Annotated in this window: 11 protein-coding genes; 8 read left to right on the forward strand and 3 right to left on the reverse strand. The window is 49.5% G+C overall.

What is annotated here, in order from left to right; all coding sequences use genetic code 11:
- Window positions 1-96 precede the first annotated feature (96 nt).
- Window positions 97-483 carry a DoxX family protein gene (locus tag EA408_01070; GenBank protein TVR75090.1) on the reverse strand — a complete coding sequence of 129 codons (387 nt, stop codon included), beginning with the start codon at window positions 481-483 and terminating at the stop codon, window positions 97-99.
- 347 nt (window positions 484-830) lie between these two features.
- On the opposite strand from EA408_01070, the gene EA408_01075 reads away from it, so the two are divergent.
- Entirely contained in the window at window positions 831-3,473 is a 2,643-nt protein-coding gene (locus EA408_01075; GenBank protein ID TVR75081.1) for a glycoside hydrolase family 2, read from the forward strand.
- A gap of 210 nt (window positions 3,474-3,683) precedes the next feature.
- On the opposite strand, the gene EA408_01080 is transcribed toward EA408_01075, so the two are convergent.
- Window positions 3,684-5,726 carry a hypothetical protein gene (locus EA408_01080; protein ID TVR75082.1) on the reverse strand — a complete coding sequence of 681 codons (2,043 nt, stop codon included), beginning with the start codon at window positions 5,724-5,726 and terminating at the stop codon, window positions 3,684-3,686.
- 133 nt (window positions 5,727-5,859) lie between these two features.
- On the opposite strand from EA408_01080, the gene EA408_01085 reads away from it, so the two are divergent.
- Complete coding sequence (locus tag EA408_01085) at window positions 5,860-8,205, forward strand: ABC transporter permease (protein TVR75083.1); 2,346 nt, start codon at window positions 5,860-5,862, stop codon at window positions 8,203-8,205.
- 192 nt (window positions 8,206-8,397) lie between these two features.
- Window positions 8,398-9,294, forward strand: a complete 897-nt coding sequence (locus EA408_01090) for a PIG-L family deacetylase (GenBank protein ID TVR75091.1) — start codon at window positions 8,398-8,400, stop codon at window positions 9,292-9,294.
- Between the two features lie 255 nt (window positions 9,295-9,549).
- Here EA408_01090 and EA408_01095 read toward each other — a convergent pair whose 3' ends face one another.
- Window positions 9,550-10,965, reverse strand: a complete 1,416-nt coding sequence (locus EA408_01095; GenBank protein ID TVR75084.1) for a Na+/H+ antiporter NhaC family protein — start codon at window positions 10,963-10,965, stop codon at window positions 9,550-9,552.
- 131 nt (window positions 10,966-11,096) lie between these two features.
- Here EA408_01095 and EA408_01100 point away from each other — a divergent pair, with 131 nt between their 5' ends.
- From EA408_01100 to EA408_01120, 5 genes are all read left to right on the forward strand, one after another.
- Complete coding sequence (locus EA408_01100; protein TVR75085.1) at window positions 11,097-11,639, forward strand: hydrolase; 543 nt, start codon at window positions 11,097-11,099, stop codon at window positions 11,637-11,639.
- Window positions 11,640-11,880: 241 nt separating this feature from the next.
- Complete coding sequence (locus EA408_01105; protein TVR75086.1) at window positions 11,881-15,816, forward strand: T9SS C-terminal target domain-containing protein; 3,936 nt, start codon at window positions 11,881-11,883, stop codon at window positions 15,814-15,816.
- Between the two features lie 256 nt (window positions 15,817-16,072).
- Entirely contained in the window at window positions 16,073-20,287 is a 4,215-nt protein-coding gene (locus tag EA408_01110) for a hybrid sensor histidine kinase/response regulator (GenBank protein TVR75087.1), read from the forward strand.
- 196 nt (window positions 20,288-20,483) lie between these two features.
- Window positions 20,484-22,811, forward strand: a complete 2,328-nt coding sequence (locus EA408_01115; protein TVR75088.1) for a hypothetical protein — start codon at window positions 20,484-20,486, stop codon at window positions 22,809-22,811.
- A 22-nt stretch (window positions 22,812-22,833) separates the two neighbouring features.
- The coding region (locus EA408_01120) for a SusC/RagA family TonB-linked outer membrane protein (protein ID TVR75089.1) at window positions 22,834-24,217 on the forward strand (1,384 nt) is incomplete at its 3' end.

A 24,217-nucleotide genomic window follows, 5' to 3' on the forward strand; every position in this document is an offset into this window, starting at 1 on the left:
TCACCAGAAAGCAAAACAGCGGTGTTTCGCAGATGGCCTTCTCCCTGCAGGTTATATGCCCAATATGCACATTGCACATAACGAATAAAAGGCGGGTCAGCGTGCCAGCATATTGTCGACCGAGTATTTGCCTGCTCCGCTGAAAAGGAGTCCTGCAAAGACAACGAGACCCTTGAGCGGGTGAAGAACTGAATTTATAGGATCTCCGGCGCCGATATGCATAAAGGTTGCGATCAGCATCGTGAACAGCAGCATCGCGGCAACCGGCCTGGTAAGCACTCCGAGAACAAGCAAAAGACCACCCGCGAATTCAGCCATGGCAGCCATGAAGCCCCAGAATGCCGGTGCAAAACTAATACCTATAACGCTCATGTTGCCGCCAAGCCACGTCCACGTATCAACACCTCCGGCAATCTTCGGCCATCCGTGGATCATGAACATCACCCCAAAACCTGCACGAATGAGCAGTAACGCAAAGTGCATGGATCCTGTAGAAGTTTTAAAAATCCTGTTTCCCATAACAAATGATTTATAGTTTTCAATAAGACCACTGGCCGATTCCGGCCCTATAATATATAAAAACAATTTAACCCGGCAAAGGTTCAGCGAACTGTTCGGAGTCAATTGCAGGAGAATGTGGAATTCATGTTATTTTGTCTGCCGAAGGCTGATGAGGATTTCAAGCAAGTCAACTCAGTTTTGAAAGATGATTCATCTTCCGGGTTAACCCGACTTTATAAAAAATAATAAAAAGCTTGCATGTCTATTCAGTTGTTTTCCATATATTTGAATAGTTGATTATATATTTTTAACCTCCTGAACTTTCAACTATGAAGCTTAAACTGGTACTTTTAGCAGCAGCGCTTGGCTGTGGGGCGCTTGTCATCTCCTGCAAACCAACTCCCGGTGAAATGGAACACAAACATTATTTTGCCAAAGGGTGGCAAATGTTTTCGTCAGATTCTGTAAATGCCACGGCTGAAGAGATTGCCTCGGCCGGGTTCGACAGGTATTTCGGATATCCGGTTGAGGTGCCCGCCACCGTGATGCACGGACTGAGACAGAATGGGTTCTTCCCCGATCTGTTCGAACCCTATGTTCTCGAAAATATGGACAGGGCTCCTTACGAGGTGCCCTGGTGGTACCGCAAGGTGTTCGAGGTTGAAAACACGGCTGAATGGGATCATTACCAGGTCACCTTCGATGGCATCAATTTCAGGGCCAATATATGGGTTAACGGCATACAGGTAGCAAGGGCCGACTCGGTACAGGGTTCATACGGGGTTTGGAACTTTGATATCAGCAACGTTGTAAGGCCCGGGGAGAACATTCTTGCCGTTGAGATCATACCACCTGTTTTCGGGAAGGATGTCCACAAGGGGTTCGTGGACTGGAACCCGACGCCGGCTGACCGCCTGATGGGTATATGGAGGGAGGTTTACCTCAGCCACACGGGGCCGGTCTCAATGCGGCACTCCAATGTGGTGTCAAAGGTCAACAAGGAAACTCTTGATTATGCCGAGCTGACAGTTTCCACAATTCTTACAAATCATACAGACAGGGAGCAGGCTGCAACGGTTACGGCACGCTTTGACGATGTAACCCTAAGCCAGGATGTTGTGCTTGAGCCAAATGAAAAGAGGGAGGTCTTTTTCAGGCCCGGAAATTACACCGAGCTGAATATAAGCAACCCTGAACTCTGGTGGCCAAACAACATGGGCGGCCAGCCACTTCACGACATTAAGCTGGATGTTCTTGTTGACAATACCCGGAGCGACCATGACAGTTTCCGCTTTGGCATCAGGGAGATAGAGGATTTCTGGAATGAATCAGGGTTCAGGGGTTTCAAGGTGAATGGCAGAAAGGTGTTGATAAAAAGCGGCGGATGGGTGGATGACATCCTGCTGGGCGACCCTGACGAAAGAGTTGACGCCCAGATGAAATACGCAAAGCATATGAACCTTAACTCGATCAGGCTGGAAAGCTTCTGGGGAAGGAACCGGACTATTATGAACAAGGCAGATGAATACGGACTGCTGCTTATGCTGGGCTGGTCAGCGCACTGGGAGTGGGATAGTTACATCGGTATACCCCATGATCAATATGTTACCATCAGGGGTGAGGAAGAAAAAAGGCTGCACGCCGCCAACTACCGCGACCAGGTTCTCTGGCACAGGCACCATCCCAGCGTTGCCATTTGGACCTACGGCAGTGATAAGCTGCCCCGCCCAAGTCTCGAGATCATGCTGAACGAGATCATGGCCTGGGCAGACACCACAAGACCCATCCTGAGCTATTGCGGCGGAGCCATGCTGATGGGCGACAGTGACCCGCGTGCCAGCACGATCAGCGGCCCGACCGGGGTCAAGATGGAAGGTCCGTATGACTGGGTACCTCCGGTATACTGGTATATTGACGAACGGTACGGCGGAGCCTTCGGTTTTAATACCGAGGTTGGCCCGGGCCCTCAGATCCCGCCTCTTCCAAGCTTGAAAAGAATGCTGCCCGACGATAAGCTTTGGCCCATTAATAATACATGGCTCTATTACAGCGGCAGGAACAATTTCGAGAACCTTGACCGCTTCCTGGGAGCGTTTCATGCACGTTATGGTGAATCTGACAATCTTGAGAACTTCCTGTTCAAGAACCAGATTAGCAGTTATGAAGCAATAAGGCCGATGTTTGAGGCCTTCGCCGTCAACAAGTTTCACAGCACCGGCGTCGTGCAGTGGATGTACAATTCGGCCTGGCCAACATTCTACTGGCAGCTTTTCGACTATTTCCTGATGCCCAACGGGGCCTTTTACGGCACAAAAAAGGCTGCAGCGCCTCTGCTGCCCATATATAATTATGGTGACGGCAATATATATGTCAACAATGATCACCTCACCCCCGGCAATGATCTGACCCTGGAAGTAAAAGTCTACGATATCAACTCAAACCTGTTGTTCAGTGAAGAAAAGTCATTCAGCATACCTGCCAACAACGCCCAAATGGTAATTGAGATGCCCCGGATCGAAGGCCTCACCACCACATATTTCCTTGATCTGAGATTAAATGGCAGCAATGGTGAGGAGATAGTGAACAATTTTTACTGGCTGTCAACGAAGGCTGACGTTCCCGATTTTGAAAGGACCACCTGGTACTGGACACCAAACAAGGAGCATGCCGACCTTACGGCAATAAACAGCATGCCGCAAACCGACATCGATTATTCATTAACGATAACCGAGAATGGGGGCCGCATCCGTTTCAGCGTCGACTATAACAATCAGTCAGACCTGATCGCTTTCTTTATCGAAGCAATGCTGGTTGAAAAAGATGGCCATGACCCGGTACTGCCGGTATTCTGGAACGACAACTATATCTCATTGCTGCCGGGAGAAAGGCGGACAGTGGAAGGCTGCATCGATGCAGGCAGCCTGAACCCCCGTGACCTGACTATACTGGTTCAGGGTCAGAACCTGAAATAACCCATAACCAGCAGGCTTACCCGCAAACCGGGGAGAGTTTCCCTGCGCGCCATGATGCCTGTTTCGAATCGATGCTACAAAGACTATCCCGGGTTCCATACAGGAGCCCGGGATATAGTTTATCCGGCTACCATCGGCAGTCGGCGCCTCAAAACGACAAAAATGCCGTTGCCTTAAAATGGTGTAAAAACCGGCCCAAAGTAACACCGGCTATCTTCCCGTTGCCTGCAATGCATTTTCCACCGCATTGAACATCGGCTGGTTGCTTATCTGCCCCCCTACCGCCCTGTCCATCCAGTGCCTGGGAGTCAGGTTGCCGAGGGAGAATATCCTCAGCACCTCGTCGGCAAAATCCCTGCCTTCAATGTACTCCTCAAGCTGGAACATTATGAGTCTTCCGTAGGGGTAGTTTGAAAGGTAGAGGGGACTCTGTATCATGTGCGAGTAGATAGCCAGCAGCGGGATATCAGTCTCGCCGAAAACAGGAGCGAAATACTCGTTCCATACCTCGTTGGCAATACTGATAACTGCATCTTTAAGCTCTTCGGGTGTAGCCGACGGATTGTCATACATCCATTTCCATACGTTCATGTCAACCAGCGATACTCCCATCATCTCGAAGTTATTCCAGAAGAAATCAAGAATATCAAAATGCTCTTTCATCGGGTCATCCTCTTCCAGTCCCAGAAGTTCTAGATCCCGCGCCTGGAACATGAAGGCAAGAGCCTCGGTAAAGGCGGTGTTGGGGATGCCGTTCACAAAGTAGTTGTCGACCATGTAAACGCTGATGGTCTGTTCAACATTGTGGCCGAACTCATGTACCGCTATGTTGTACCCCTTGTAATCCATGCCGTCACTCCCTATGCGGGTCCTCAGGTGAGAGGGCTTGCCGCGCATCGAGGCCCTCCATGCATGGCCCGAACCCCTGGCGGCATCCACCTCGATCCTGTCACCTATATAATCTGCCGTCTCCCTGTCAAACCCAAGGTGTACGAGCATCCTGGGGAGGTCCCTGTTCATGGCCTCTGCATCAGGATACCTTGCTTTGGTTATCCTGTCAAGATCTTCCTCGCTGATCGAGCTGCGCGCCTTGAAGCCGTCATACCATATGTCGTAAGGACGAAGCGGCCTGCCCAGCCTTTCGCTGATAAGCTCGCCAACCCTTGCAACGAGAGGCGACGACACGTATTCCCTGAACAGTCCTTCCACCTCCTGCTGTGAGATTTCCATGCCCAGGTCAAAGCTGCGCTTTACATATGTATCGGCTTCAGGGTAATAAGGGTCCATATCCTTCAGCGCATTGAAGATACCGTTCAGGTGAGCATACCTTGCCGAGCCTTCGGGTTCGGCATCGACTGGTTCGCCGTTCTCCAGAACTACATTGGTAAATGGGTTCCACTGAACAGCATCATTGTTGATCACCACTTCAGGGATGTCCTGGTTAATGATGCGGAGCATAACATTGTAAAGCATCTCCTGTTTCTCCTGTCCGCGAGGCTGGCCGTAATTGGATTTGATCTCATCCCTTATGTTCCAGTGAGCCAGCAACCTCATCCCTTCCGGGAAGAGGGTCTCTCCTTCATTGTTCAGCAGTCTTCCGGCTATAATGTTGTACTCAGAAATGTACATCCCTGCCCGGCTCGAGATCTGGCTGTACTGTTGAAATAATGCCGGGGGCACCCTTGAGTTGAAATAGTCCCCCAGCCGGGCATAGCCCCACTGCCGATCGTTCCAGTCGCCGCCAAGGTTGTTCTTCTCCCCGAGCGAATAGTAGGGGAAATTGAGTGTTATGTAAAAAGCTATCCTGTTGCAGAACAGGTCGTCAGTAACATGGGCGCCCGGACTGAATGCGCTGAACATCCTGTCCACGGCGTGAAGGGGACCTATATCCTCGTGCACCGGACGGTTAAGCTCGAGCGATATCCTGTTGAGATACCCGTAGAGATGCTCAAAATTCCTGGCCAGACGGTCGAATACCAGGTCCAGCTCACCGGCATCGGAAATGAAGTTCTCAGCGCAAAACTCTTCAAATGCGGCAACATCGCCGTCAGTGTCGCGCCACAAAGAGGCAACCTGCTCCACTCCACGCCTTATCCTTTCGGCATGTTCCGTGCCGTGATCAGCTTCAAGACGGCTGATAACGTCAGATACTGTCCTCTCGTCAACCGGACTCATATCTGCAGTGGTTCTGTCATTGCTGCCGCAGGCGGCAATGAAAAAAAGCGAAAAGAGTAATACAACATATTTTCCCATAGTTTTCCTTCCATTTTAATTTAGTATCTTGTTTGCAAAATTAAGGGATAAATATAAACCTTATGCAGCACACCTTCCTAAAATAATGTCTTTTTGATGTAATGCTTTTTGAACCCAATAAAAAAAACTGCCAATGAACATTCTTCAGATATTCAGGTCGGCACTGAGGGCGCTGCGCTCCGACCTGAAAAGTACAATAATAAATATAGTCGGGCTGGCTGGCGGACTTACGGTATTCCTGCTGATCATGCTTTTTGTTAACTCCCAGTACACCTACAACACTCACATCTCCCATGCCGGTGAAATATTCAGGCTGGAGAGGGGATTTCACGGTATAACAAACGGTTTTGAGGCTGAGCGGCTTGCTTCACGCATACCCGAAATTGAGAGCTATTCCAGGGCTGCCACGAAAAGCGGCTCCCTGTTCTACCGGACTCCCGACGGCCGGTCCACCAGGGTAGCTGCCCGGGGAGTCACAGCCGACAGCTCGTTTATAGACATGTTCGATATAAAGATCACCGAACAGTCTGTGGCATCCCTGCTCCGCACACCAACATCCATCCTCATTTCGGAAGACCTTGCGCTGCAGCTTTTCGGAAGCGGACAGGCCCTGGGCGAGCTTGTTTCATATGAAAACAGGCATAACCTTATGGTCGAAGGCATATTTGAGCCGCTGCCACCGACCTCGACCATGAACTTTGACATGATAATCCCGATCGATTACCTTCCACTTGAATACGGAGATCCATATTTTCTCGATTCCCGAACAACCTGGATGTACGAAACCTACTTCAGGCTGAATCCTGACTCCAGGGAAGTCGTTAAGGAAAAGATCATTGATGAGGTTCCGGTAATATACGAGGGTACCGATGTTACATTTGCCAGAGAAAACGTAAGTGTTGAGCTCAGGCCGCTCAGGGATATCTACTTTGCAGACATAAGCGGAACACTGCACCGTATGGGCGACAAGAGGAACACATTTATATTCTTGATAATAGCAGGCTTTGTGCTCATAATAGCGGCAATAAACTTTGTAAACCTTTCCACTGCACAGTCAGCCCGCAGGTCAAAAGAGACAGGCCTCAAAAAGATCCTTGGTGCGGGGCGTTCAGGTCTTATTTCGCAGATCTGCGCCGAAGGTGTGGTCACCATTTTCATCTCAATACTTATAGCATTAGCGCTGGCAGAATTGCTCATGCCCTGGTATACCGAATTTGTCGATACCAGGCTGGGAATTGAATATAACCTGCGTAACCTCTTTATACTGATAATAGCTATACCTCTTTTACTTGGTTCCCTTTCGGGGATATTCCCTGCCTTCTTCCTGAGCCGCATCTCGCCCCTGAGCGTACTGAGAAAAGAGCTGACAACAGGAAAGGGAGGGGCAGCGTTGCGGTCATTCCTGACCGTTTTCCAGTTCAGCATAAGCATATTCCTGATCGTGGGCACACTGGTGGTAAACAGACAACTCCGGTTCATCAACTCGTGGGATCCCGGCTTCGAAACTGAAAATATCATAGAGCTGAACCTCAATGACCAGGTAAACGAAGGGTTTGAGGTGTTCAAGCAAACCAGCCTGGCCAGCCCTGCGGTACAGGGCATCACACGTATCAACCAGCGTCCCTACCAGGCCAGCAATGTGTGGAGCGTATATCATGGCGAGAATAATTTCACCTGGCCCTTTATGCAGATTGACGAGGACTTTGCCGGGGTATTCGGGCTCACGATATTGCAGGGAGAGGATTTTTCCGAAGCAATGGTTCGCAGGAGAGCCAATCTCATGCTGGTAAACGAAAAGGTGATCGATGAGTTTGAAACTGACGATATTCTTTCCGAAACCCCGAACAACTACGAGATTGTTGGTGTAGTGAATAATTTTCACAGCGCCTCGCTGAGGTCTGAAATAAGTCCGGTAACCATGGTCCTGAGCCCTTCGGGAGCAAGGGGCTTTTCATATGTCAGACTCAGCCCTGATGATCCGGGCAGCGGGATAGAGGCAGTCAGGAGCGCCTGGGAAGAGGTGGCGCCCGATTATCCTTTCGAATATAATGATGTGGCCGGCAGGATAGACCAGGCTTATATTTCAGAAAAACGTTTCGGCGAACTTTTCACCTGGTTCTCGCTGGTGTCAATACTTATTTCATGTCTCGGACTGTTTGCTCTTGCATCATACACCACCGCAAGCAGGATAAAGGAGATCGCGATAAGGAAGGTTCACGGCGCCACAAGCCTTGGGGTCGGGATACTGCTTTCAGGCGGGCTTACCAAAAAGGTGCTTGTGGCCAACCTGGTGGCATGGCCCGCAGCATGGTTCTTCATGAACAGGTGGCTGGAGAATTTTGCCTACAGGATAGACCTCGGCATACCCGAGTTCCTGCTGGCCGGGATAATAGCGCAGGTAATTGCACTGGCCACCGTATCGTGGCACGTGTACACCACCTCGCTCAAGAACCCGGCAAATACACTAAAGTACGAATAGCGCAGGCCAAAGGCGGCTATTCCCTTACCATGCTCACCGACATGGTGTACCTGTTGAAAATTTCTGTGTCAAGTCCGGGATCGCTCATGAGGGCTTCTACAAAACCGGCCATTGACCTGTCCCTGTCGGTTACGTTATAATACCAGGAAAATTGTTAACTTGAGCAGGCAAACCCATAAACCTTTTGAAAAAATGAACTGGATCAGATTTTTTGCCACACTTCTGTCCGGACTTGCCCTTACACTGTTTTGCAGTGCCGCGGCTGGCGATAAACCGGGCAACAGCCTCAACATACTTGTTATATGTGCCCACCCGGCCGATGCAGAATACAGGATGGGCGGCACGGCAGCAAAATGGATCGAATACGGCCACAATGTGACCTTTGTGTCGGTAACCAACGGAAACGCAGGCCACTTTGAACACCCGGCCGATGAGCTTGAACGCATAAGGAGGGAGGAGGCAAGGCGTTCCGCCGCCGTTATCGGTGCAGGCTATGTCGTGATGGATATCAATGATGCTGAACTGATGCCTACCCTCGAGAACCGCCACAAGATAATAAGGCTGATCAGGGAACACCGGGCTGATATCGTGATCACGCACAGGACCTGGAACTACCATCCCGACCTGCGGTATACCGGACAACTGGTTTTGGATGCCGCCTACATGGTTACGGTTCCCACCATTGTTTCCAATATCCCCCATCTCGAAAGGAACCCGGTATTCCTGTTCCTGAGCGATCCCTTTACACAGCCCACATCGTTCAGCCCCGATGTGTGCGTTGACATTGACGATGTTATCGACACCAAGATGCAGATGCTCAATGAGCACAAAACCCTTTACTATGAATGGCGCCCCTTTAACCGTGGCTTACTCGGCCAGGTTCCCGAAACCGCAGAGGAGAGGAAGGTGTGGCTGTATGAAAAACACAGGCCCGTTTTCAGCGCCGACCCCTGGCGTGACAAGCTGGTTGAAATTTACGGCAGGGCCAGGGGAACCAGGATCAGCCATGCCGAATGTTTCCAGGATACCGAATACGGCACCAGGCTTACCACAGATAACATGTTTCATTACTTCCCGTTCCTCGACTGAGTAGCGGCTTAAGCTTCCGCGGAAGGTTGCGGGACAGGAAACACCCGGGATACCTGAGTGAATCGCAGAGATTGGAGGCAGGAGCGATGCAGGATTCCCGGGCAGTAGCAAAACAAAATCTTCAGGCAGGAGCGATGCAGGATTCCCGGGCAGAAGCAAAACAGAATCTTCAGGCAGGAGCGATGCAGTACTCCCGTTCAGGAGCAGGACAGGAATTTCAGCCAGGCGTTAGCCTGTAATTGCAGCTGAGAAATTCTAGTGGAGAAGAATGCCGGCTACCAGGTAAAGAATGAACGCGCCGGCTGCGGCCACCATGGCATAAGGGAGCTGGGTGCGGACATGGTCAATATGGTCACTCGCCGCCGCCATAGAAGAAACCAGGGTGGTGTCTGATATGGGCGATACATGGTCGCCGAACACTCCCCCGCCGAGTACCGCTGCCACGCAAAGGGGCACGTTCACATCCATTACAAGCGCTGTGGGGACCGCGATCGGAATCATTATGGCAAAGACGCCCCAGCTTGTTCCCGTGGAGAAAGCAATAAACGCAGAGGCAAGGAATATCACGGCCGCTATATACTGCGGGTGAAGGAAATCATCTGCCAGCGAGGCGACAAATATCCCGGTTCCGAGTTCCCTGCTGGTGTCGCCTATCGAAAAGGCCAGCATCATAACTATGGCAAGCGGCATCATGCCCCCTATCCCCTTCAGGGAAAGATCAAACACCTCCCTGAAGGTGAGGATACGCTGCACCACCGGCATGACCCCCGCCACCGTGATCGCGGCAAGCACCGACCACAGCACGGCCGTTGAGCCGGTCCCGCTCATTATGTCGCCCCCGCCGGTAATGTACAATCCCGCAGGCATCATCACCAGCATTACGGCAACCGGCAGCAGCATGTTGTATGCCCTGAAGGGGATACCCTCCCTGGGCGTTACCGAGGTCACATCATCCGATACCATGGGCACGGCATTGTCGGCAATGGTCTTCCCGGTAGTCCGCGCCCTGTGCTCAGCCTTTTTCATCGGGCCGAAATCCACGAAAGTGATAATAATAAAAGCTGCCATCATAATGACCAGGATGGCATAAAAGTTAAAGGGGATGCTCCTTACAAATACCTGGACCGTATCGCTCAGTCCTTCGGTCTCCAGCAGCCCGATCACGAATGCACCCCAGGCGTTAAGGGGTATCAGCACACACTTGGGAGCCGAGGTCGAATCGAGTATATAGGCCAGCTTTTCGCGCGATATATGCAGCCGTTCAAAGAGGGGGCGCGACACCGAACCGGCAATAAGGCAGCATATGCTTGATTCAATGAATATTAGGAAGCCGGTTACTCCTGCAAGTCCGGCCGCCCCTCTCGGGGTCTGGGCCATATTCTTCCTCTGCAGCCAGTCGACGAACCCCTGGACCCCTCCGCTTCGCTGGGTTAGGGTTATGAGCGCACCGATCAGTGCACAGAAAATGATCACCCTGGTGTTGCCCGGATCCTGGAAAACATCTACAAGCGACTGTATGCTTGCCGCCAGTCCCCCGAAAAAGCTCCACCCCGACAGGATTATCCACCCGGCCAGGATGCCCAGGAAAAGGGAAACAAACACCTGGCGCGTGATTATCGCGAGGAGAATCGCCAGTAGCGGAGGAATGACGGAGAGCCAGCCGTAATCCATTTAGTTGGGTTCAGCAGATAATACAATGCTAAAATATGAGGAATTCCCGATAAAACAATCTGCAGCCGTAAATACCGGAGGCATATATAAATATTATACCTTTACAGAATAACCAAAATATCTTTTATTGCATGAGGATACTACAGGAAGATACGGCCGGGGTAGTGATTGACATCCAGGAACGGCTGCTGCCCCACATTCATGATCATAATAATTTACTGGAGAACTGCCTCAGGCTGATCGGGGGACTGCAGATACTGTCGGTGCCCATGATAGTGACACAGCAGTACACCAGGGGACTCGGGCCCACAGACCGGTCGGTGGCCGGCAAATTTGCCGGTTTCAGCCATATTGAAAAAACCGCATTCAGCTGCTGTGATGAGCCGGCTTTCATTGATGAGGTTGCACGCACCGGGAAGAAAAATATCATAATCTGCGGCATAGAGAGCCATGTTTGTGTACTGCAGACCTGCCTCGATCTTATTGCCTGCAGTTACAACCCGGTCGTGGTCGAAGATTGCGTATCGTCGAGAAACCCCGGCGACAAGGTTACGGCAATCGGGAGGATGAGGCAGGAAGGGGCAAGAATAACGACTTATGAGAGCATACTTTTCGAATTGACGCGGTATTCGGGCACCGAAACGTTTAAAAAGATATCACAACTGGTAAAATAATTGTCCTTACCGGGCGATATGCCCAAACATTTCAGCCAGTGCGGCAGCCAGCCTTTTATAATTAGCTGACAACTACTTAGCGGCATTAAGCAATATTAAATCGTGGCTGCCTGTAAGATTTGTGTTATTTATTAACGATTAGTAATATTTTTTAAATGTTATTAACATTTTGTGTTAAAGAAATAATTAGATACATTTATGGCGGAAAATACACCTAAATTCTAACCAAAATCCAAAAATTATGAAATTAAAACTTTTACTTTTCTCACTATTCATGGCCTGCGGCCTGCTAAGTGCTCAGGAAGCCTACCGGCAGCTGATCATTACGGAGGCAAGAATGAATGCGCAACCCATGTCCATTATTGAGATCACCAATGTGGGTGATCAGACCGTCAACCTTGCCGATTTTGAGCTCGGAAAGGTTACTCCATGGACAGGACGTGTTGGCTATGAGTCGGGCGAACCCCTTCCTCCTATCGAGGACTGGTTCAATGTTCCGGAAAACGAACGCATGATGCTGCCTGACACGGAACTTGCTCCGGGCGAATCATGGGTAATTGCGAGTGTATCAAGCTGGCGCCTGGGAATGGAAAAAATAGACCCATTCGAGTACCGCTGGCGCGCCACAAGGATAGATTATTACGACATCTCCGATTACCAGATGCACTACCCCGAACCACCTTCAACTCCGCCTGTAAAGGACAGCGTAGATCCCAAGTACCGCGTATTGGAGGTATGGAACGGCCGTGACTGCTGGTACCTGAGGCATCACTTCATAAATGGCGACGGCGAGAAGGATTCTGTCGTTATCGACCAGGTGGGCGGTGTATTTGACCAGGAGAACGGGACAAACTTCGACAGGTCGTATTCTGTTGCCGGTATTGCCGGTGCAACCAACTCGCACAAGCTTATCCGCAAGGCGACCGTCACAACAGGCAACCTCAATTTCAATATCGGCAGGGGGGTTGACCTTGAAGATTCGGAATGGATGCCTATCCCGAACAAAGGATCGAGGCACCATTCAATGTGGCACATCGGCAACCACGGGTCCTTTGTGTTTGATGAGGATGCTTTTGTAAGTGAAACTGCTGATATGGACTTCGACAACGGTGTAATTACGGTGGACTGGGGTGTACAGAGGGATGACTCGCTGGTTTTCCAGTTTGAGAAGGTCCCCGGCCTGGCCTGGTACTACCGCTATGTGCCCAATCATGCCGACTCGGCATACCTCTCTGCACGTACCGGCGATACTCTGAGACTGATCATGCTGGGAGACGAAATGCAGATCAAGGAATTCCACATAGAGGTCCGTGAGCCTGGTGAGGATGCCAACATTGTCATCCCCAAGAAGTCGCCCAATTTCGCTACCGGCTGGTTCGGCAGCGGTTCGGCATATATTGATAATGCACGTTTCAGGGCAACCCATGGCCATGAGATGGATACCATCAAGCACCAGTACAACATACCCGGTATCGCCTTCGCCACAAGGGTTGACACCCTGTTCACCTATCTCGAGAAAGCGCCTGCTGCCGAATGGGAGATAGTATGGGTTGACGACACCGAAAGGGTTGACCTTAAGCACGGCGATATCCTTAGGGTAACGGCCGAGAACGGCGATGTGAAGGACTACTTCATCAAGATGGAGGATTACAGGCCCTCTGACAACGCATTTCTTGGGTCAATCACCTGGCCCGACATACCTGAGGAAGACCGCGGCATGTTTGGCTGGGTGGGTGACACCATACCCGGCTTCTCACCGACAGTTTATTCTTATAACCTTTTGGTGCCTGGCTATGTTGACGGGTTCCCGGCGCTTGTGGCCAAGCCCCAGAACAGCAATGCCAGGGTGGAGGTTACAAGGGCAGTCAGCTATGCAGGCCCGCGTGAGAACAGGACTGTCACTTTTAAAGTCACTGCCGAAAGCGACACCACCGTGAGGACTTACAGAGTCCTGCTTGAGAAGGAGCCGCTTCCCGAGCATGTCCAGCCCTACGAGGCAGAGCCGATCATCTCCGAATTCATATTCTGGGAGGCATGGACCAACGGATATGTTGAAATTGCAAACGTCGGGAACCAGCCTCTCGATCTGAGCGACTACATGCTTGTGAACAGGTATTCCGAGGGCCCGGCTACTGCAATTGAATGGGAACTTCCTTTCCATAACCGCTACCAGAAGTACATACCCGGTTATAAGTGGACGGCGGAGGTGGCCGACTGGGAAGTTGTGCCCCTGCTTGCAGAACCCGACCCGAATATCAACCCCATTGTCCTTCCGGGTGATGTGTTTACCATTGGAGAGACACATGCATGGTGGCATGCAAACGATGCTTTGGCCTGGCACGGAGTGGAATGGTGGGTACCCAAGGTACTGAATATCGATTTCGGTTTCAAGGAAATTGGCGGAGAGAGGGTGCCTGAGAACCCATGGGGAGAAAAGCCAATTAACCCGGAAACCAACGCCTGGGGAGAAAGTGCCGCAAGACAGTGGATGGGCGCGGACTTCTACCTGTTCAAGATCCTGAATGACTCTGTCAAGCTCGGAACTAAGCCGGCAACTGACCCGGCGGACTTCGAGGTGATCGATATGTTCGGAACAGGCGATGCGACTGATTATGCGCCGATTGGTGTTACGGCCGATATGATAAACAGCTTCGTGAGAAAGCCTGAGATTGAATTCGGTCAGCCCCTGCCTGGTGGTTCATTCGGCGATACACCCGAGGAATCAGAGTGGTTAATGTATGACAGGGCTTACTGGATCAGAGAGAATGCACCATGGCCCCTGGATATAATGAATATTGCGCTCGACTTTGGTCAGCACTCATTCATTCCGGCAACTTTCTACAAGTCAACCGTAACTTCAATTTCATATGTTGTAAGTCCCGGTTTCCAGGACGATGAGTGGATCAGGGGTATAACCACAGGCACTACAGTGTCGGAGTTCCTAGACAGGCTTACAAAGGCCGATCCGGATCAGACACTCTCGGTCGTTGCCGGTGGCGATACGCTTGCTTCCGACGATGTGTTTGCCGACGGCGATGCCCTTCATGTAATGTCGGCCGATTCAACCAACATCACCATCTATAACCTGATAGTTACAGCCGATGGACTTCGTTCAGATGCCGAGCTTACTTCCGAGGTTTACGATATCGAGATTGATGGAGCGACAGCCATTATAAGCGGCTTTGAAATGGGCACCCTGCTCAAAACCGTCCGCGAAGGAGTAGTTGTGCCTGACGGCGCAACGCTGACCATCGTTGATGAGAACGATGCATACGTACCTTTCAAACGTCTGAACTTTGACTCAGTCTATGTGGATGTTAAGGTAACAGACAGGATCTTCTTCGATGTTGTGGCTGAAGACGGTGAGACCAAAATACTCTACCAGCTGATGCCCGATTCGGATCCGAGCGACGCGTTTGTCTATTCAGAAGTATATGATGTTGACCAGGTTATCTTCACAATTGACCTTGTGCCAACCAACACGGCAGTGCCTGCCCTTCTCAACAACCTGACACCCTCAATCGGGGCTACCATGCAGGTGGTTGACAAGATGGGTCACGAGCGTAACATAGGTACCATCTACAGGGATGACCGTGTCTTTGTGACCTCACAGAACGAGGAGGTGACAAACATGTACTTCCTTACACTGCTCGGTCTGAGCGATGACTACCTTGCCTACATAGTGTCTGATATATACATCGTCGATCAGCTCAACAGGACTATCTACATGGAGGTTGACGAGAGGCCTACAGTTGCTGAAGTTCTTGCGCTTATCGAAATTGCACCGGGCTCAACAATCGAAGTGATGGATTCCGAAAGAGTTGAAAAAACAGAATCCGAGCTTGTCTATAATGAAGACGTATTCAGGGTAACTGCAGCAAACGGGCTCAACGTTACTGAGTACACCCTCAGCATTGTAGTATTGTCAGTTGACGATATGCTTACTGAGGCTGTCACGTTGTACCCGAACCCCAGCACAGGCATCGTTTATATGGATGGTATTGAGCCGGGCTCAAGGATACAGGTATATAACATCGTAGGTGTTCCCGTACTCAATGTTGTTGCCAGGAACAGCACCGAAGTATTGTCACTCGAGAACCAGCCGGGTGGTATCTACTTCGTAGTTGTTTCAAACAATAATGAGATAACCGGCCGCCACAAGCTTATCCTGAGGTAGTAGCAGTTAAGGATTTCTAAAAAAATGGCCTGCTTCTTGCAGGCCTTTTTTTTGTCTGATACCTTATCTCCCGGGATTATTTTATCAGACCTTTAAAATATTTCTGCCGGGACTGCAACTTTTTTTCACTTTCCTGCGTTTGATTCTTGTAAAATACCGTTTTGGCTATTTTGCTGAAATAATCTATGTTTGCCTTTATAATCTCATAAGATGACACCCGCATGGTTTTTTTCAAACAAAGACGGGTAAAAAAAGCATGTCACGAAGCACTCACAGACTGGGAACGTACATAGTACCGGTTATCTTATTTATCCTTCTTACCGGTTTTTCTGCATCCCGGCCCGAATTCAGGTATCTGGCTACTGAAGACGGACTGGATGATGGCAGGATCAACTCTATTGTGCAGGACCATTACGGCATTATGTGGTTCGCCACGCAGACCGGACTTGTAAGCTATGACGGTTACAATTTCAGGTCTTTCCGTCCCGTTCTTGGCAACCCTTACAGCCTCCCCGGAAAAACCATTACCGCGCTCTTTGTTGACTCAGAAAATGACCTTTGGGTAGTGGCCGGGAGCAATCTTTCACGGTATATTCAATCGTCAGATTCCTTCATTACAATAGACTTTGGTGATCAACCGGGAAACGGGACTATGATATCCGGCCTCGCCCAGTCGGGCGACAATATCCTGATCCACAGGCAGGACGGATTTTACCTTATCCCGTTCAAAAACAAGGATGAAAAAGGCTTTATTCCAGAAAGAACCGGTATCTATATCAACAATGAACCGTATGAAGGTAATATCGATCAGATATATTCATTCAACAGAACCCTGTATATAACCTCCAACTGCAATACGACCGGCACAGCGTCAATATTCAGGTCAGCCCTTTCAGATGGGAATGGTGGCGGGAATCTGAAATTAATTCCCGTGACTGAAATTGAAAACAGTATAATCAACTGCATCGAATACGGAGAACCACATAACAGCATCTACATAGGAACTGCAGACGGACTCTTTTCATATTCCTTTGCTGAAAACGAACTGACACCCCTGCCCATTCTCCAGGGTAAAAATATCAGGGAGATCAGGTACGCAAGCAACAACACCATCTACATAACCGACCGGTCGCCTGATCTGCACTATTTTGACCTTCATACCGGCAGGAAGGGAAGTTTAAGTCACAACCCCTATCTCCGGGGAAACCAGCCATATGATCTGATAAGTTCCCTTTATGAAGATTTTTCGGGTAACCTATGGATTGGCCACAGTGAATCGGGAATAAGCATACTTAACCTGTACCGCAAGAATTTCCGCGCTTACAGGCATGATCCTTTCGACAACAGCTCTCTCAGGCAAGGTAATGTAACAGCTATCTCAGGTACCGAAAAAGAGATCTTTATCGGTTTACGTAACGGTGGACTTAACTATGCATACAGGAACCCCGGCAATCAATATTCCTGGGAGTTCCGGGCAGTACCCATGGCGTCAGACGGAGGGCCGGTAGAGTTTGCACACAGTGTATGGGACATTGAAAAGATCTCCGAATCACTTTTCCTTGTCGGTTCAGATGCCGGACTTCTAAAGCTCAGCAGAAAACCGTCCGGATGGATGCTTGAACGGTTCAGCCAGGATACCATCCTGAACCTGCCGGTTAAAAGAGTACTTGCAGATGACAATAATAATATATGGTGTGCAGTAAGCGGTAACGGACTTGTTCTAATACCTGACCAGCGGGGTAACATCCCGGAAAGATTTTTCAGGTACGCATCGGACCCGTCAGATAATGAGACCCTTTCCGACAACAATGTCACTTTCATGCTTATAGACAGCCGTGGCAGATTCTGGGCAGGCACATCCAACGGCATTAACCTGCTGAAAAGTACGTATACAGAAGTAGATCTTTCAGGGAAACGCAAACCGCGCCTTGCATTTAAAAGATTCGTGGCTGAAACCAAAAGCGATGACTTCCTGAATAATAACGAAATTAACTTCATATACGAAAATTTTGACGGAAATATTTGGTTTGCCACTCATGGGGGCGGCATAAACATATATTATCCCGGCACTGACAGTTTCAGCCACCTTACGTCAGAAGACGGACTCCCCGGCAACTTCGTCACGGCAATAATGCCCGACGAAATGGGGAAGCTGTGGATCAGTACAACAAGTGGTATTGTTACCTGCAACCAGCACACCGGTGAACTGGCATTCAATTATTATACCAGGAACGACGGGCTGCAAAGTGACAGGTTCATTGCCAGTTCATTTTTCAGGGCCGGCGACGGGGAATTGTATTTCGGCGGAGAAGGGGGTTTCACAAGGTTTTATCCCCAGCATATCATACCGAATGAGATTGAGCCCAGACTGGTATTTACAGAGCTTGCATTCGACAATATAACGGCAGCGATAGGCGAAACCGTGCTCGGAAGGCAGATGCTTGACAGGCACATAAACAAAACCGAAAAGATAACTCTGCCTTCAAGGCACAGAACATTCAATATTGGTGTGGCTGCAATTCACTTTCAGGACCCGCAAAGGAACAAGATAAGATACAAACTGGAGGGCTATGATAATGAATGGAGGGTCATCCCGGCTTACTACAGGGCCATCTATTACTCCAACCTGCCCCCGGGGAATTACTCGTTGCGTGTAACGGCTGTCAACTCCAACAATATATCATCGGGAAAAGAGAGGCTGCTTGACATCGAGGTGCTTAAGCCCTGGTACCTTATGTGGTATACGGTTCTGGCAATTCTTGTTCTTGGCGTTCTTCTTTCAGGGGGCATCATTTTCGTAATATTCAGCCGCCAGAGGATGCTGTACGAAAAGAGGATTGACAAACTGACCATCGAGAACGCCGAGAGTAAAATGATCTTCCTCACCAATATAGCACACGGTATCAAGACACCCCTCAGCCTTGTGATAGCGCCGGTTGATGACCTTTTAAGTAACTGCACTGACCTGGCCCCTCAATGGAAAAAACAACTGTATCTTGTCCGGCGCAACGCAAATTACCTGGATAACCTGATCAACCAGATGCTGGACCACAAAAAAGCATCTTCAGGTAAATTAACCCTGACCGTTCAGGATACCGATATTGTAAGTCTCATCAGGGAAGTCGCATTGAACTTCAACAGTTTTGAAACCATCAGGGGGATAAGAATTAACCTTAACAGCCCATATGACTCTCTCATTATTGGAATTGACCGGCAGAAAATTGAAGAAACCTTATACAATATCCTGTCCAATGCCTTTAAGAACACCCCTGATAACCGCAACATCTATATAAGTCTGGAAGTAAATGGTCCCAGTGGTTCAGAGAGTGGCAAACCAGGGAATGTTAAAATCACAATACTTAACGAAGGGAACCCAATAGATAAAAAATATCTTGACAGAATATTTGACAGGTTCTACAAGATAAACAGCAATACTGAGGGGACGGGTATCGGGCTATCCTTTGCCAGGGCACTGGTGGAACTTCATGGCGGAAACATCAAGGTTGAGACGGTTCCCGGAATAGGCACGGCATTTCATGTGGTATTGCCCTGCCCATGCAATGAAGAGAGCAATGCCGGGCACCTGGGTAAAGGTATCAACGGTTGCCGGCCCGGGCAACTCCCGGAACAGATCGATTCAGATGAACTGATCCGGCAGGTTGATAAGGGTGGCCCGTTCCGGATACTGATTGTTGAGGATAATGATGAACTGAGAATGTTCCTGAAGAAAGCGCTCTCCAGATACTATGAGTGCTATGAAGCTTCCGGCGGAACTGAGGGATGGCACCTTGCAAATAAGTTAATTCCCGATCTGATCATCTCCGATATTGTAATGCCCGGTAAAAACGGATTCGATCTGTGCAGGGAGATCAAAATCAATACAAGGACATGCCACATTCCGGTCATTCTGCTGACTGCCAAAAACATGCAGGAACAGATCATAGCGGGGTACGAAGCGGGCGCCGATGAATATGTTACAAAACCGTTTGACCTTGAAGTTATAAGGTCCCAGGTATCAAGACTGATCAGGAACAGGGAGCTGATCAGGGAGAAATACATCAGTGAAAACTTCATGGTCGAGGTCTCCGGATCGGGGCTTTCAAAAGACGATGAATTCTTCAGGAATTTTATGGACATCCTTAAAAAGAATATTTCTGATCCTGAACTTAATGTCAGGATAATGTCGGAAAGCCTTAACATCAGTCCGACACAGTTCTACCGCAAAATAAAGGCATTAACCGGTTATTCGCCCGTTGAGTTCATCAAGATAGTCAGGCTTCAAAGGTCGTACGAGCTTCTTATTGAAAGAAGAACCTCCGTTAAAGAGGTGTGCTACCTTTCAGGGTTCAACAACATATCTTATTTCATTAAATGTTTCAGAAAGCAGTTTGGAGTCACCCCTGCCCAGTTAAGGGATAACGGTGCAATAGCTTCCGGTAGGGCAGGAGCAAAAGAGGCAACTTCAGGATAAAGAACGGACCGGGCAAATCCGGACAGGTAACACAAAACATACAATTATAACAAAATATCACCGGGTCTCCCGGATACAGGCCTGGCATAATGTGTGTTAGCTGGCAATTATATAATGCATAATATATTGTATTGTTTTTTTTTCTAATATTGTACCCTAAAAACTGGTAAATTTTACCTTAAATAAGTTTTAACCAATGGCAAATACAATAAAAACAGTATTTATCACCGTGCTCTTCTGCATCGGACTGATCGGGTGCGAAGAAGGCTTATTGCCCAGGACTGACAAATATGACCGGCCCGACTGGCTTGCCGGGAAATTGTACACCCAGATAAAATCCAGCGAGGATCTTTCTACCTTCGCAAGATGTATCGAGTTGACCGGATACGATACCCTGCTTGATGTCTCGGGCACCTATACGGTCTTTGCTCCAAGTGACCAGGCCTTTGCGCAGTGGTTCCAAAGTCATCCGGAGTACAGCAGTCCCGAGGATGTACCAAAACCTGTGCTGGATGAGCTGGTAAGATACCACATAATCCAGAACCCCTGGAGCAGGGCCCAGCTCATGTCTCTCGATGTCTTCGGGTGGATAGACACCCTTGACCGTAACAACGACAAACCCAGGGGGTTCAAGCGGCAAACCCTTCTGCGGAGAGACGATATGGTGGTAGGGGTCAGGAGGACCGGCAACAGGTTCGCTATCATTGACCCCGGATCAACCAGCTGGCACAGAAGGGTGATCAGCTCCAGGAAACTTGCCCCCATATTCTTCAAGGGGTATTTCGACATCTACGACCTCAGCACCAGCGATTATGAATTCTATTTCGACAGGTCGTTCGAGTCTGCTGACGACATCTATTTTGCCGGCGGAAGGGTTGTTGGTGAGGAGATGTTCGCCGAAAACGGCTTTGTATATACCATCGACCGCGTGGTGGAGCCTCTCAACAATGCATACGAAATGCTGAAATCAGGTAACCAGGGCAATGAATATTCCGCGTTCCTTGATTTCATCAACCAGTTTGCCGGCTTCACATACAATCAGCAGGAGACGATGCGACAGCCGGGTGCGGATCTGGGACTACAGGTGGATTCGCTTTTCAACCTTTCTTACCCCGACCTCGCGATCAACATTTCCAATGAAAGGACACAGGCTCCCCCGGGTTCATTCGGGTTGCCCAGTGATGTTGCGATCAGGTATCATCACGGACTGGTAGCGCCTACCAATGAGGCCTTCAGCCAGTTCACAAATCAGTTTTTCGTTGGCCCCAACCGCTGGGGAAGCATTGAAGCTGCCCCGGCACACATCAGGAGAATTGTTGCAAACACCCACATGTCGCATAACCCGATATACCCGTCCGATTTCAGCAAAGGCTTCTATAACGGGGAGAGGGATATCATTATGATGGATGAAGGAGCTGTGGTTGACAGGAAATTCGGCAGCAATGCAACCTTTATCGGGGTTGACGAAGCGCTCGTACCCCGTGCCTTCAGCAGTGTTACAGGTCCGGTCTATCTTCAGAGGGGCTATTCAATAGTAATGACTGCTATCGAGAATGCGGGGCTTCTCCCTACACTGAAAAGGAGGAACCAGGAGTATGCATTTTTCGTTGAATCTGATGCAAATTTGCGCCAGGATTCATCGCTCGTGTATGACCCGCTAACCAGGAGTTTTGCCGCCTGGCAGGTTCCGCCACCGGGAACAGGTGACGCACAATCTTTTGGAGTATCCACCAGGGACCTGAGAACCCTGCTTTTAAATCACATAGGCACCGCTTTGCCGACCGGACTGGCAAGGAAGGAGTTCATCCCCAACCTTGCAGGCAATTATATCGTGGTTGACAACGAAACAGGTGAGGTAAGGGGTTCGCAAGCAACAACAGAGGGCTTCAGGGGATACAGGGCAATGCCCAATTTCCCGAGACAGATCAGCACAAATGCAGACAACGGGATCACGTATGACATAGAAAACTGGATGAGCTGGGGAACCGCGAATATCTATACATCCATCTCCTCAAGGTATCCGCATTTTCATAACCTGCTGTTAAGGGCCGGCCTGGCTCTGCCTCAACAGAACAGATACACCTTTATTTCCGATAATCAATTCTACACTATCTTCATACCAACCCCCGAGGCAATAGCTGATTCCGGTGCCGGCAACATGCCCGACAACAGCAGGCAGCTGAAGGACTTTGTGATGATGCACTTTGTGCAGGGCGACGTTATATTTACCGACGGCAGGAAAATGCCCGGATATTATGAAACGGCGAGGATAGATGAGAGATCAACCACCTATACCACCATTTTCACACAAATCTATATCAATCCGCGTTATGATGTTATTGAATTCCCCGACAATGAAGGCAACATCTTTGCAACAATAGACGAATCAGATGCAACCAACATCATGACAGGACGCACGATAATTGAAGGTACCGGACAGCAAACAATTCCAAATGCAGTCAACCAGGGTGTCATTCACCAGATAGACAAGGCTTTTTCCCTTGAAAATATGGATGCGAGATAATTTATAAAACAAATTATTACAGATGAAAAAATTTAACAGATCCTTTTTCCTGATACTGGCGGCATTCAGTTTTATCCAGGCCTCCGCCCAGCAGAATATTGTCAGGGGCAGAATCTATGACATGAGCGACAGAACTACCATTGTCGGAGCCAACATCATCGAGTACGACAGAGATGAACGTGTTGTGAACGGGGCTGTTTCGAATGTGAATGGAGATTTCGTGCTGCAAATGCAAAACCCTGAAAATACGGTAAGGATCAGCATGATAGGTTATGAAATACAGGAAATAACCCCCAATTTTTCTGAACCGATGGTCATTGAGCTGCGCTCAACCACTGTCGAGTTCGAAGAGGTGACCATTACGGCACGGGCAAGTGACCATACACGGCTCACAAATATTGCCGACAGGGATGACGCCTCATCAACCGTGAGGATTGACATGCGTGAGATGCAGGGTGCAGGTTTCGTATCTCCTGCCGACGCATTGCAGGGAAGGGTAACCGGTCTTGACATCATTGCCGCATCAGGTGACCCGGGTGCCGGTTCGCATATTGTGATTCGCGGACTGAGTTCAATGGGAAACAGCAGGCCGCTGATTGTAATTGACGGTATCCCCCAGTCCAGGGTCGCTTCGGACTTTGACCTTGCATCGGCCGATGTTGAAGATATAAGTAACCTTATCAATATAGCCCTCCAGGATATCAGGTCCATATCGGTACTGAAGGACGGTGCCTCAACGGCCATATACGGTTCCAGCGGCGCAGACGGGGTATTGATCATTGAGACCCACCAGGGGCGGCTGGGTAAAGTTCAGTTTGACTACCAGTACAGGGGTGGCCTGAACATCCAGCCCGATCCGATACCCATGCTCGACGGAAATGAATATATCATGCTGCAGCTTGAACAATGGCACAACAGCAGGGGGGTATTTACCATCCCGTCCGAAATAGCATACGACAGGGATTTCAGGGATTTCTACAACTACTCCCGCAACACCGACTGGCTTGGGGCGGTAACCCAGAACGCCGCTTCGCATGACCACTATTTCAGCCTGAGCGGTGGAGGCGAAAGGACCAGATACTTCACCTCATTCGGTTACATGAATGAAGGAGGAACGACTATAAATACATCAGCACAACGGTTCTCAACCAGGGTCAACCTTGACTATTTCCTCTCCCGAAGATTTGTTTTCACGGTCCAGTTCAACTACACGAACAACCAGTATGAACGGAACATGAGGGTCGACGGCAGGAACATCAGGGAAATGGCCTATATAAAATCTCCTAACATGAGCATTTGGGAGTATGACGAAAACGGGAACCCTACCGGCGAGTACTTTAATCCCATCACCAGCTACCAGGGGAGCGGTGCAACTTTCTTTAACCCTGTGGCCATATCCAACCTGG

Source organism: Marinilabiliales bacterium, from assembly GCA_007695015.1.
Lineage (GTDB): Bacteria > Bacteroidota > Bacteroidia > Bacteroidales > PUMT01 > PXAP01.